Raw genomic sequence first — 13,340 nt, 5'->3', positions numbered from 1 at the left:
TAATGGTAGAAGATTTCACTACTTCTATTGATGAACTTCCCTTGGCTGGTGGCGATTTTCTTGGAACTTTAGTGAGTAATAAGTCCGTGAATTTTAATATCACAAGTCAAACGCCTCAAGGTGCTTTGACTGTGGACACTTCATCTGGAGCTATTTTTATAGCGAATCCTACGTTGTTCGATTATGAAATTAATACGGTCATACAAGCAACGGTAGAAGCAGAAATTTCTGAAGAAACGGCCATATCAACCATTACCATCAACATCAACAATTTAGATGACATTGAATTTTATTTAACCAATTCTAAACAAAGCTATATAGACGCTGCAGCCACCGATTGGGTTTTGATTACGGAAGATGAATATCATACGCTTGCCACGAGTTTGAAGGAGGTTAGCAAAATAGCAACATCAGATGCTTATTTCGATTTAAATGAAACTATTTTTGGAGCAAATGCACCTGCAACTTGGGCGCATGACAATGGTGTAACAATTCCTAATAACAGTTACGTATTTGCATTAAAATATTACTCCTTTGATGACAATGCGACTGGTGCAAAAGTGAAACAATCGGAAGTCAGTGTTTCTGATGGCTATAGTGATTTAGGAAATACTTTGCCGACACATAATAGTGGCACACATTATTTTGTAATGAAAGGTAATAGCTCTGCAACTTCAGCTACGGGTTATTTGGCTATTTATTCTCCTGTGTCTATTGGATTCAAACCGTTTCCAGAGAGTATGTACGTAGGAGAACCTGGTGATGTTAATTCATTTGATAATATTGATCTCAGTAATTCTATAATTATGTATCAAGGACTGAGTACCACACTTAAGCAATGGGACTAGCTAAATTAAGAACCATTGTATACTAATTAAACAAGCACTATAATGCTTACTAATAAAATATGAGATTTTGCAATGTTGTACCCCTTTTGTCCTACCTTATTCTCTTGAGCTATTTCCATTAATACTATCTTTATGTTGTTAGAAAACAGCCTTATGAAGAGATCAAAGAAAATCAGTTTCGTTTTACTACTAGTTACAAGTGTTTTTTATGCTCAAAATGAACAGCAGATTGACAGTTTAAAAAACGTGATTCAAACTACAAAAGTAGATAGTGTCAAAGCTTTAAATCATTTAAAGATTGCTCAGTTATCAATGAACAGCAATCCTGATGCGACTAAAAACAATCTTTTGATTGCTGAAGACTTATACAAAAAAAGCGCAAGTCTTAGGGGTTTAGCAAATTTAAATAGTGTTAAAGCTCAATACATGTTCACGCAAAACAAGTATGACTCTGCGATGGCTTATGTTGAAAGTGCAGGCAATCTTTTCTACAGAAATGGTGATAGTGTCAAAGGTGCTACAATTAAGTCCAACTTGGCTAATATCGTTAGAATGCTTACCAGTGATTATGATCGAATTCAGTCTATTTATGATGAAATTGAGCCTATAGCCTACAAGTACCAGGACACTTCTTTGATAGCCATTGTATTATCGGGAAAATCTGATATTGCTCTGCATAAAGGTCATCGGAATATTGCCATTGCACTTACCAAAGAGGTCATTAAGCTAAAAGAAGCTCAAAACGATTCGATGAGGCTTCCGCAAGAATATTTTAGAATTGGAAAAATTTATCAGGAATTGTTCGATTTTGAAGCATCTATCTCCAATTTAGATGAGGGCATTACTATTGCCAAAGCGACAAGCAATTTACGAATGATGCCAGATTTACTTCGATTAAAAGGAACATCACAGATCAAACTCAAACAATTTGAAGTTGCTAAAAAAAGTCTTGAGGAAGCATTATCTATTTCAAAAACCATCAATAGTAAAACGAATGAATTGCAAGCGCTCATCCGATTAGGTCTTCTGGAAGTTGATCGTGAAAATTTCGAAAAGGCCGATGATTATGTGAATCAGGCTCAATCCATGATGACGCTTACCAATACCTTCAGTGTTGATTATAACTACAATTTAATTAAAGGACGTATTAGTTTAGGGCAAAAACAGTACAGAACTGCTATTGACTATTTCCAGAACTGTGTTGATTTAGCAGAAAAAAATGAATCTTTGGTCAATTTGAGTTTTTCTAAAAAGTTTCAATCCCTAGCCATGGAAAAACTGGGTGACTATAAAAACGCGCTGGCACTTTATAAAGAAAGTAGTGACGCAAAAGACTCCCTAACCTCACAATTAAGGACTGCATTAGCCATTGAGCAAAAGATTATTTTTGAAACTGAACAAAAAGAGAAAGCCATAGCACTTCAGAAAAAAGACATTGAAATTTTAAAACAAAAAGAACAAGCAGGAAAGCTTCGCAACAACATTCTAATAATTGCTATTCTTAGTCTTCTTATCATAGCCTCATTACTGTTTTATGCTATCAGACAAAAGATGAAGAAAAATAAAGTCATTAGGGAAAACTTAAATAAAGATCTTGAATATAAAACCAAAGAATTAACAACGCACGCCTTACATCTAGCAAAGAAAAATGAAGTTCTGAACGATTTAAAAGAAAAAGCTAAGGTATTCAAAGCCGATACCAATGCTGATCCTGGATATCAAATGCTGATACAGACCATTAATTTTGATCTACAAGATGATAATAATTGGGAAAATTTCAGGAAATATTTTGAAGAAGTCCATAAAGATTTCAATGCCAATGCACAAAAAAAATATCCTAATATTACGCCTAATGACTTGCGCTTAATGGCTTTATTAAAAATGAACTTGTCCTCGAAAGAGATCGCCAATATTTTAAATATCTCTAGTGATGGTATTAAAAAAGCCAGACAACGACTTCGTAAGAAAATGGGCATCAATCCTAATGACTCTTTAGAAGCTATCGTGATTGCCATTTAGATAAAAACTTAAAACTAAAACCTTTTAAAACACCTGTAAACACAGGTGTTTTTTTATGTACCCCTTTTGTACCCAAGCCTTTTTTTGATACTGATAATCAGTCCTATATGTTTGTTCCGTCATTAGTTTGACAATAACCGTTTTTGTGGTGTGCTTGTTCGAAAAGACTGCAGACTTTCTTCGGGCAAGTCACACACAAAACGATATAATAAACCACAAAAATCAATGTATTATGAAATCTTTTAAAACGATCTTGTTACTTGTTACTATTAACTTCATGATCTCCTGTTCAAAAGAAGAGCCAACTTCAGACCCTCAAAACCCAGGTAACAGCGAGCTCATAGAATCACCTGGACAAATAACTGAGGAAGACTTTGAATCCTTTGCTGGCGAAATAGGACTTATCTTGAACGCAAGACCTTTAGTACGTAAAGGTTATAAGCCTACTCAAGTTTCACTTACTATTCTCGCTAATTCTGGTGATTTTTCGCAAACAGTCCCTATTGAAGAACATACCTTTATGGGACAACTCAAAATTCCTTTGGAAGGCCTAAGTGATGCTGCCAAAACTGAACTGACCAGTGGTGTGCAAGTTACAGCAGAATACAAAGATGAAAATGGGACCACCATTTTTACTGAACCAGCGTTTACATATTCTTTACAGTCTAATCCTAATGCCAGGACTGCGAATGCAACAACGCTTTCGGAAACACCTGAGAACCAAACTTTAAGTTTTAATCAAAACAGCTCCTATTACATTCAACGTATGAATGCCGATGGTAGTGGAAACAGTTTTGCGTGGAGACACCTACCAGGAACAACCTATAATGATCTTATTACGGCGAACAACACAGAATTTAATGGGAATGAACCAGATCGCGGATTTACCTTTATTCCAATTCCTGGTGAAGTCAACACCTTTGCCATTCGTCATACAGCATCATTACGCTATATAAAGGTAGCACCAGTATTTATCAATACCATTCCTTTTGCCGTTCATAATGCTCCAGTGTTATCTAACAATACCTCATTGACTGTCATTCAAAATTTATCTGATTATAATTCATTTAAGTTTCGTTTTGAGCAAGCTGAAAATGATACCTATATTATCACATCATTAGGTGCTGGACCCAATGGCTTAGCTATAAAACAAGTTGAAGAGTATGGACTAACGGTAGATCCAATGGTGAATGCTAATCAATCTGAAGAGAGATTTTGGCGTGTGATATCGACTGGTATCGAATGGAATGTTACTACAATCGGCACCTCGTTTTTAGAACCAGTACTGCCAAAACCAGAATTTGGCATTCAATACAACAGTGTATTAACCAATTGTGGAAGTGGCGCCCTGACTCAAACCGTAAATTCTGAAATTACAGAAACCTTAACCACTACTGCTGGTCTCGAAGAATCGCTTTCTATGAGCACTTCAAATGACATTAGTGTTACGGCTGGAGTAAACGTAGAATTTTCAGCAGAACTCTTTGGCGTTGGCACTACTGTAAATGCCAGTTTGGAATCCACTTATTCGCATTCATGGTCTGCAACAGAAACAAGTAGCAGCTGGCAAGTTGAAAACAACACAACTCAGATTTCACTTTTTACCTCGCGAGAAGTCATTGTACCTTCTGGAAGTGCCTCTTTAGTTTACGATGTTCAACAATTTTATCCTGAAACTAAAGTGAATTTCGTACAACGTTTACGTGTAGAAGGCACAGATAACGGACAACCACTTACGGGTAATGAGATAAGGACCTTATTCTATTTAACAAATTTTACTGGCGTTATTACTGATATTGAACCAAACTCAATTGTTGTGACCCTTAAAGGGACCATAACCTTAGACAAAATCGTTAAATCTGAAAGTAATGTCCAAGACGTTCCAGCAAATTGTAATTAATATGATAAAAAGCAAGTGCGTGAAAATCGCACTTGCTTTTTGAAACTACAGAAGATTATGAAAACTTTCGTTACATATAGCCTTCTCCTCGTTTTAGGTTTAGGTTTACAAGCGCAAAACACCATACTCAGTGAAGATTTTGAAGGCAGCTCATTCCCTCCAGAAGGTTGGGCAACTTTTAGAGATCTTGACGACAATGATCCTAATCACAATTGGACAGAAAGCTACAATGGCCTGAATGCTACGAAATGTGCTTTTAGTAGGTATTCCGATATTGGCACATTACCATCAGAATCATGGTTAGTGACCTCGCAAATTGATTTGACAAATTCAACAAATGCTATCTTAACATTTTTCAGCCGAGAAGAATATGGTGACACTTGGGTTTCACAATACGATATAAGAATATCAACTAATTCTCAAACGACCCATTCAGATTTTAGCACAGTTATAACTTTTGGTGAGTTTAATCCATTAAATTATGAGGAAATCACGGTAGATCTTTCGGCCTACGACGGACAACAAATATACATTGCTTTTGTGCATGTGGACGAATACCAAGACGATTGGCGCGTGGATGCTATTGAAGTCACAGGCACCATTGTGTGTGATATTAACAATGTATCAGATTCCAATAATAATTTTGGAATTGATGGCACAACACGACTCTATGCCCAAGAGTTTGTCCCTCCTTGCTATGGCACTCTCAATACGTTTCAGTTTTATGTCTATGTCATTCCTTCAATAGAACAGCTATTAGCAGCTGGCACTTTTAACATTTATGAAGGTGATCTTGCTAGTGGGACTATTATTCATAGTCAAGATTTTGATGATATGATCCCTGTTGGTGCTGATGGTGTTCTACAATTTGGTATAAATGGTAACCTAGCTTTACAAGCCAATCAAATGTACACCTTTGAGTTTCCTGTAACTTCGCTTTCCATAGAAAGTATGCCACCAGAATCATATCCACTAGGGAATGCTTATATTGACGGAAATCCCTCAACTTTCGCTGACTTCAAATTTAGCACTAGCATGACGGAAGAATCTCTACATGCCTCTACAATTCAAGAATCACTTGAAATAGCGATATATCCTAATCCAACTTCAGATTACATTTCTATTTCCAATATGAAAACCACGGAAACATATAGCATATATAATGTTTTGGGAAAAGTAGTGTCCTCTGGATATCTATTTGAAAACAGGCCAATTTCAGTGGAACACTTAGAAAAGGGTATCTACTTTTTGAAACTAGAGCACTATAAAACATTCAAATTTATTAAAACATAACACTTTTAAAGTTTAGTTTACAAAAAAGCAAATCGAAAGATGTGCTTTTTTTTTATAAGGTAAGAATAGAGAATGTGCCTTCTAAAGGTTTCAATTCTCTAACTAATTTCTGAATAAATGAACTACCGTACTCTAGATAGAATTCCGAAAAATTCATTTGACGTTCTTGTAAACTTTGATTTGGGAACAAGGTATCTTGGAGTAAAGTGACACGTTCTAAATGGTCTTTCAGTTTTCGTTTTTGTGCTTTTAACAACCGCTTTTCCAAATGCTCTAAACCTTTAATTTGCTTACGTTCTTGAGCTGCCACAGCACCTATAAACGATTTATCAGTTTCATTTGCCAGCTCGTACAAATCTTTAAACTGTTGCTTCAAATGCTCTTTTTGAGGTGTAAAATCTATTGAAATATCTGAAATTTGCTTTGTAACTTTCGACCTTAGTTCACTTTGCTTCAAAAACAAGTCCCTGACGCTTACGCCCAATTTATCTAATTTTTCCTGTTGTTTATCAGTTATTAACAAGACAGAATTCCGAAGTAATAACATTGGAAAAACCACGTTTTGTGATTCAAAGTTCGACTTCAATTGTAACCAATAGGCCAATTCACCGCCTCCACCTATATAACATAAATTTGGCAAGATGACTTCCTGAAATAAGGGTCGCATAATCACATTCGGACTGAAGCGTTCTGGGTGCTCCGAAAGTTCTCTTTTAATGTCATTTTGGTTCCAAGAAATGTCGGTATTTAGGACCTGATACACACCATCTATCTCAACAATACGCTCTCTTACACCTTCTGTGATGTAAAACAAGTTAATTTTCCTTGGATTCACTTGAATTTTATAATTTCCGTCTAAAGCATTTAATTCTTCGTTGGATTGAGAGACCTTATCATAAGACGTTTGCGCCACTAATTCTTCCTCCATATAAGGCACAAATAAACGCTTCAACTGAGCATCATTACCATCCACTATGACCAATCCGTAATCTTTAAACAATTCATTGACCAAATAACGCATGGCATCAGTCAAATTAACATGTTCTAAATAAGCTTTTTGATATAATTCTTTAAGTTCAGAAGCATTGGTGGTCGTATTCAACTGTTTAGCAAATGCCTGATAGACTTGATCTAAACCGTCTAAATTTAAGGCTCCAACAGCACCAGAAGCGTCTCTAGCCCATTGTACTTTTTGTCCACGAAAATTAAAATAATTAATCTCCTCAAAATCATGATCTTCTGTGGCCATCCAATACATGGGCACAAAATTATAATTCGGGTAAGTTGTTTTTAACTGCTCACACAAATTGATTGTGGAGATGATTTTGTAGAAAAAATAAAGCGGTCCTGTAAAAAGGTTCAATTGGTGTCCTGTAGTTATCGTGAAGGTGTTGGACTCCCCTAATGAATCAATATTCAGCTTAGTCGCGTCAGAAATACTTATTTCCTTGTATTGTGCATGTAAAGACTGAACTAAAACTTGTCTAGATTCTAGCGTAAATTGAGATGCCTTTTCTTCAATCTGGGATTCAAAATTATCAAGTTTTGGGAATCGATTATAAAAAGGCGCTAAAGCCTCATGTTGATCGAGATAATCGCAAATTAATTCAGAAAAATAATTAGTGTCCCTAAAGGAAATACAATCGGTTGGCATAGTAAAGATTCAATTCTTTTGTAAAGATAAACTTCTTCATTTTTTTTAAGTCCTAAATTTTAGTTAATTCATATGTCCTTCCTATCTTTACTCCTAATCATATTCAAAAGCGTTTTTCCATGAAAATATCCTTAGCGTTTATCATCTCCATATTCACAGTAGTTTCTGCAGTGGCACAACTGAAATCGCCATCAGAGTTTTTAGGCTACGAATTAGGTTCGAAATTTACGAGACACCATGAAGTTATCGACTATTTCAATCATGTTGCATACGAAAAATCCAATCAGGTTCAACTAGAAATCTATGGAACAACCAATGAAAGACGACCTTTAATTTTAACGTATATTTCCTCTGAAGCTAATATAAATAATCTTGAAACAATTAGACAGAACAACCTCAGAAATGCAGGTGTTTTAAACGGAAAAGGGACTCAAAGTGATATCGCGATTGTTTGGTTAAGTTACAATGTACATGGCAATGAAGCTTCAAGTACTGAAGCCGCTATGAATACAATTTATAAACTCTTAACGGAAAAGGCGTCTTATTTAGAAAACACCGTAGTTATCATAGATCCTTGTATTAATCCCGATGGTCGCGATCGTTATGTCAATTGGTACCACGAGACGGCAAGTGTGCCATACGACATTGACCAACAAGCCAGTGAACACCATGAGCCATGGCCAGGTGGACGACCAAATCATTATTTATTTGATCTCAACAGAGATTGGGCATGGGCCACACAGGTGGAATCAGCATCACGTTTAAAAGTTTATAATAAATGGTTGCCGCATATTCATGTCGATTTTCATGAACAAGGCATCAATGAGCCGTACTATTTCGCGCCTGCCGCCGAACCTTTTCACGAAGTCATTAGTGATTGGCAGCGTGATTTTCAAACGCAAATTGGAAAAAACCATTCGCAATATTTTGATGCTGAAGGTTGGTTATATTTTACCAGAGAGCGTTTTGATTTATTATATCCAAGCTATGGCGATACCTACCCAACATTTATGGGAGCTATTGGCATGACTTACGAACAAGCAGGCCATGGGTTTGCGGGATTAGGTATTTTAAATGATGAAGGAAACGTTCTAACACTTGTAGATCGAATGACACATCATACAACCACAGGACTGTCCACCATTGAAATAGCGTCTAAAAATGCCACTAAACTAAACACTGAATTTGCTAAATTTTTTGACAATACGAATCTAAGATATAAAAGCTATGTTCTCAAAGGACATAAAGACAAGATAGATCGTTTGACAGCCTTATTAGATAAGCATGAGATCGCCTACGGTTTTGCTAAAGTAGACAAAGTAACTGGGTATGACTATAAAAGTGCGAAACCAGGTCAAATGAATACAACGAAAAATGATCTCGTGGTGCCTACCAATCAGCCCAAAGGAAAAATGGTTAAGGTGTTATTCGAGCCGGACGCAAAACTTGCAGATTCATTAACATACGACATTACTGCCTGGTCAATTCCTTACGCTTATGGCTTTGACGCGATTGCTAGTAAAACAGAAGTTGACACAGTAGCGAGCACGTCCACTATGGTAGCAAAAAACAATCCTGAACCTAAGGCTGCAGGATATGCCATTGATTGGAACAGTATTAATGATGCTCAGTTTTTATCAGCTTTATTGAAAGCCGACATTCAAGTCCGTTTTACTGAAAAACCGTTTACTTCAGAAGGAAAAACTTTTAATAGAGGCTCCTTAATTATCGTAAGAGGTGACAATAAATCGACTGAAAAATTTGACGACTTAGTGATTAAAATAGCTGATGAGAATCAAAGGGTATTGACAGCATTATCATCAGGGTTTTCAACGTCTGGTCCCGATTTTGGATCACCAGACATCAAATTGGTTAATCCACCGAAAATCGCCATGTTGTCTGGCAACTACACGTCCCCTAACAATTATGGCGAGTTATGGCACTTTTTCGAGCAACAACTTCATTACCCTGTGACATCTGTAAACACAGAAAATTTAAGCAACACACAGCTCTCAAAATATAACGTACTAATCTTGCCAAATGGCTATTATACTGGGTTGCTAGATGATAAACTCATGGAAAAACTCAAATCATGGATCAGATCTGGAGGAAAATTAATCGCTATTGATGGTGCTTTAAATAGTTTCGCTGGTAAAGAAGGGTTCGGATTACAACGCAACAAAGTAGAAGATACATCTGAGAGCCAAGACGACTCCAAACGCATTAAATATGCCGATAGAGAACGTGACAATACTAAAAACCTCATCACTGGTGCTATTTTTAAAACGGATGTGGACCCTACACATCCTATGGCTTTTGGATATGAAGATCATTACTTTACACTCAAAAGAGGTAGTTCATCATTTAGTTTACTCGATAAAGGTTATAACGTCGCATATTTAGGAGATCATCCAAAAAACATTTCAGGGTTTGCGGGTAAAGCGGCTCTGAATAAACTGGATAACTCTTTAATTTTTGGCGAACAACGTATGGGAAATGGAAGCATCATCTACATGGCTGAAAATGTCATGTTTAGGAGTTTTTGGGAAAATGGAAAACTCTTTTTTGCCAATGCCATTTTCTTTGTAAATAATAATTTATACGAGTTGTAAGCATCCAAATATTGATAAAAACTCGAAAAAGGTTTTAATAACATTTATTTGTTGTATCAACGCCACCTTTTATTTTCGCTCTGATACAATAGCTCTGAGATTTTTTAATACTTTTCTGTAATGATTATTAAATGCTTCAATATTGGCTTTAGTTGGATGATTAAGCACCTCTTCTAAATATGGAAAATTCTCCAACTTCATGATGTCATTATCAGCATCTTCAAATAAAGATTTCATCATGTCAATAGCATTTTTATCAGGATATTTCTGAGATGTAACCAAAGCTTGAAGGGTGGGTGACTTCGATTGACTAGATGTCTTCAAATTAGTTACATTCGCATCTGTATCAAAAAATAAAGGCTTATAATTTGGGTTCACATCTGCCAATGCCTTTTGCATCTGATTCATAACTTGTTGCATTTGATTAATGACATTTGACATATCGTTCGAATTAATTCCTACGGCAGTATTGATATATGAAAACATTGCATCTCCTTTAGAAGCTTCCCAAGCCACACCTACAATTCTTTTATAATCCAGAGCTTTCATTGCATCAGGACTTACAGCCATTGCCAATCCGTCTAAATTTCCAGATGGAAGGATATAATCGCCTTTGTTCACTTTACCTATGACCTTCACCGGAATTTGACCTAAAAACGCGATTTCTTTATAATCACCTTCATTCGCTTCAGGTGGCATTGCTCCAATAACCATCGGGTTTTGAGAGACTACCATAAACTGTTCTGCTGTATCAAATGATTTTGAAATTTCGCCACCTCTAACACCAACCACATCACCAAAAGTAAACGTTTCATCCCTATCATACTTTTTTAACCACTCGGCATAATCGGCACCACCAGATTCAAAAGCTACACCTTTATTGATTTCATTGTACAGGATATAAGCAGATAATTGTATACCTTGAGTAAATGACTGAACGGTCGCCCAAACGACGTCGTCACAATCACCTGCAAGGCCAATACCAACAATACATGCCGTTAAATTAATTCCAAAATTAATGAGTGCTTCCACAAAATCAATCGTTTCAAATAGTAGTCCTAGCGTATAATCATTATTGAAATATTGCAGGAGAACTCCTGGAACTCCTGGAGGTGGTGCATTGTCATCATCTTCAATGTCTTCAGCCTCATCTTCATCGGGTTCATCAATGATTGATAATATAATGTCTCTACTTATGCCTGAAAGCGTTTGAAAACCTTCAATACGACCAACGATAGTTCCATTATCATCCCAAAAGGACACAAAATTATGACTTCGTCCAGGACTTACTTCAGTGACCTTTATTGCAATCCCATTTTTACTTCCTTCAACCTTTAAGGGATAAGCATCATAAGAGAAATCTGTGTCTAGTGGCATTTCTGCTCGGATCAAAACTGGTCCTAGCAAACTACTACTGTCATCCACCTGCAAAGATCCTGTTAAATGTGTTGGTGCCGCATTTTCAACATTTAAATTATTGTTTAAAACAGTCAAACCATCCACCTCTAAGTCGTCATTTAAATCGGTTCTTCCATCCACATTCAAATTGCCTGTTAAGTTGGTCAGGTTCGCGTTGTTCACATTAAAGGCATTATTAATATTGGTCTCACCATCTGCTGTCAGAGTATTTAAGCTTGAATGTTGATTCACGGTGAGATTATCGAATACGCCATCGGTAAAAAACGCGGTTCCAAACACATATAAATCTCCAGATAGGGTCGTTGTACTTTCATTATTGACAAAAAAATCACTTTCAATATTGGTTTCTCCATCCACTGTTAGCGTACCACTCAGAGTTGTTGGACTCTCGTTATTAACCGACAAGCTGTTATTTAAATTGGTCGCTCCATCAACATCTAAAGTAGAAGTGGCTATAATCTCACGATGTCTCACATAAGGGATATATGTCAAATTTTGATGACTGAAAAGGACCAAGCCATTACCATCAAACAAATCAATTTCAACCTTTAAGTGTTTTGGTTGATCCCAATATACTTGGTCAAACACGGAAGGGCTTTGGGAAGTGATTGCTCCTTGGCCAATCATGAGATTAATCATTCCAAAAGGATCAGTTTCGGTTTGATGCGTCTCTTGATACACAACGATCCCAGCATCATCTTCAATGGTAAAACGCACTTCTAATGGTTGATTTGGCAAATTATTGCTTGGGATATCTACTCCTGGAATTTCTTGAGGATTATTATCGATAATAACAGCTTGATAATTAATTCCATCAGTTTGCGCAAATACCGCAGTATGCAGCATAATACATACGAATAAGCATGTTAATGTTTGACTAAGTAAGTAGTTCTTGCTTTTCTTTTGGTCGTGATGTCTCTTTAGAAAATTCATGATTATTGGTTTTAAAATGGACAGTTACAATTGGGCAGACTAATGATAATTCCAAAGCCAAATTGATGCGCTGTGAGTCGTAATTCTTCTTGATCTGATGCATTGCCTTTATCAAGTAATACGGTTTTCCCTAAGCTATAATTAGCTGTTATTAAAGTGTTTCTTGAAATGGGATAGGTCATCATTAGTCCTCCCCTAACAAAAAAAATATGATTGTTAAATTCTTCTTCACCTACAAGGTTAAATACCTGATTATTAATGGTCTGATTTCCTTGAATCAGGAACTCCGCAGAAGCAGACCCTTTTAGGTAAAAAGAAAAGTCACGCAAACGAAAAAGCCGATAATCTAAACCTGCCTGAAAACCTACATAAGTGACATCCCATTCAAAAAAATTATCTAAAGTTCTATCACTTCCTATCGCGCCATAACCGTTATAATTAGCACCTAAAGAAAAAAAGAGGGTTTCGTTATTGTCAATGACATCTCTATAGCCCATTTTGAGATACATATTCGGTTTAGATTGTAAATTCTCAAGCTCAGCACCTAATGAATTTCTATAATCAAATCCAGAACTGGTTTTTCCTATTTCCATATACATTTGTTGACTATTAGAATGGCTCGTAATGGCTAAAAAGAATAAGATGACTAATCGCTTCATAAC

Annotated in this window: 8 protein-coding genes; 5 read left to right on the top strand and 3 right to left on the bottom strand. The window is 36.3% G+C overall.

Annotated features, from left to right (window positions below; translation table 11 throughout):
- Window positions 1-2 precede the first annotated feature (2 nt).
- From ACU8DI_RS09470 to ACU8DI_RS09455, 4 genes are all read left to right on the top strand, one after another.
- Window positions 3-848 (top strand): hypothetical protein, encoded by an 846-nt coding sequence (locus ACU8DI_RS09470; protein WP_447112531.1) that lies wholly within the window; start codon window positions 3-5, stop codon window positions 846-848.
- 153 nt (window positions 849-1,001) lie between these two features.
- Window positions 1,002-2,867 (top strand): tetratricopeptide repeat protein, encoded by a 1,866-nt coding sequence (locus ACU8DI_RS09465; RefSeq protein ID WP_447112530.1) that lies wholly within the window; start codon window positions 1,002-1,004, stop codon window positions 2,865-2,867.
- A 232-nt stretch (window positions 2,868-3,099) separates the two neighbouring features.
- The gene (locus ACU8DI_RS09460) at window positions 3,100-4,767 is read left to right on the top strand and encodes a hypothetical protein (protein ID WP_447112529.1); all 1,668 of its coding nucleotides are present in this window, start codon (window positions 3,100-3,102) and stop codon (window positions 4,765-4,767) included.
- A gap of 57 nt (window positions 4,768-4,824) precedes the next feature.
- Complete coding sequence (locus ACU8DI_RS09455) at window positions 4,825-6,060, top strand: choice-of-anchor J domain-containing protein (protein WP_447112528.1); 1,236 nt, start codon at window positions 4,825-4,827, stop codon at window positions 6,058-6,060.
- Window positions 6,061-6,112: 52 nt separating this feature from the next.
- On the opposite strand, the gene bshC is transcribed toward ACU8DI_RS09455, so the two are convergent.
- Window positions 6,113-7,714: a bacillithiol biosynthesis cysteine-adding enzyme BshC gene (gene bshC, locus ACU8DI_RS09450; RefSeq protein WP_447112527.1), complete on the bottom strand. Its 1,602-nt coding sequence runs from the start codon at window positions 7,712-7,714 to the stop codon at window positions 6,113-6,115.
- 119 nt (window positions 7,715-7,833) lie between these two features.
- Here bshC and ACU8DI_RS09445 point away from each other — a divergent pair, with 119 nt between their 5' ends.
- Window positions 7,834-10,326 (top strand): M14 family metallopeptidase, encoded by a 2,493-nt coding sequence (locus ACU8DI_RS09445; RefSeq protein WP_447112526.1) that lies wholly within the window; start codon window positions 7,834-7,836, stop codon window positions 10,324-10,326.
- A 69-nt stretch (window positions 10,327-10,395) separates the two neighbouring features.
- Here ACU8DI_RS09445 and ACU8DI_RS09440 read toward each other — a convergent pair whose 3' ends face one another.
- Together ACU8DI_RS09440 and ACU8DI_RS09435 are read right to left on the bottom strand one after the other, a co-directional pair.
- Window positions 10,396-12,678, bottom strand: a complete 2,283-nt coding sequence (locus ACU8DI_RS09440) for a hypothetical protein (protein WP_447112525.1) — start codon at window positions 12,676-12,678, stop codon at window positions 10,396-10,398.
- Window positions 12,679-12,689: 11 nt separating this feature from the next.
- The gene (locus tag ACU8DI_RS09435) at window positions 12,690-13,337 is read right to left on the bottom strand and encodes a hypothetical protein (RefSeq protein WP_447112524.1); all 648 of its coding nucleotides are present in this window, start codon (window positions 13,335-13,337) and stop codon (window positions 12,690-12,692) included.
- Window positions 13,338-13,340: the final 3 nt, after the last annotated feature.

The sequence above is a fragment of the Psychroserpens sp. BH13MA-6 genome, assembly GCF_052983595.1.
Note: the sequence above shows the minus strand (reverse complement) of the source record. Positions and strands in the feature narration are given on the sequence as shown.

Excerpts from the sequence above, each read along its gene's own strand:
- bshC (WP_447112527.1), bottom strand. The coding sequence starts at position 7,714 with ATGCCAACCGATTGTATTTCCTTTAGGGACACTAATTATTTTTCTGAA.
- ACU8DI_RS09470 (WP_447112531.1), top strand. The coding sequence starts at position 3 with ATGGTAGAAGATTTCACTACTTCTATTGATGAACTTCCCTTGGCTGGT.
- ACU8DI_RS09465 (WP_447112530.1), top strand. The coding sequence starts at position 1,002 with ATGAAGAGATCAAAGAAAATCAGTTTCGTTTTACTACTAGTTACAAGT.
- ACU8DI_RS09455 (WP_447112528.1), top strand. The coding sequence starts at position 4,825 with ATGAAAACTTTCGTTACATATAGCCTTCTCCTCGTTTTAGGTTTAGGT.
- ACU8DI_RS09445 (WP_447112526.1), top strand. The coding sequence starts at position 7,834 with ATGAAAATATCCTTAGCGTTTATCATCTCCATATTCACAGTAGTTTCT.
- ACU8DI_RS09460 (WP_447112529.1), top strand. The coding sequence starts at position 3,100 with ATGAAATCTTTTAAAACGATCTTGTTACTTGTTACTATTAACTTCATG.
- ACU8DI_RS09435 (WP_447112524.1), bottom strand. The coding sequence starts at position 13,337 with ATGAAGCGATTAGTCATCTTATTCTTTTTAGCCATTACGAGCCATTCT.
- ACU8DI_RS09440 (WP_447112525.1), bottom strand. The coding sequence starts at position 12,678 with ATGAATTTTCTAAAGAGACATCACGACCAAAAGAAAAGCAAGAACTAC.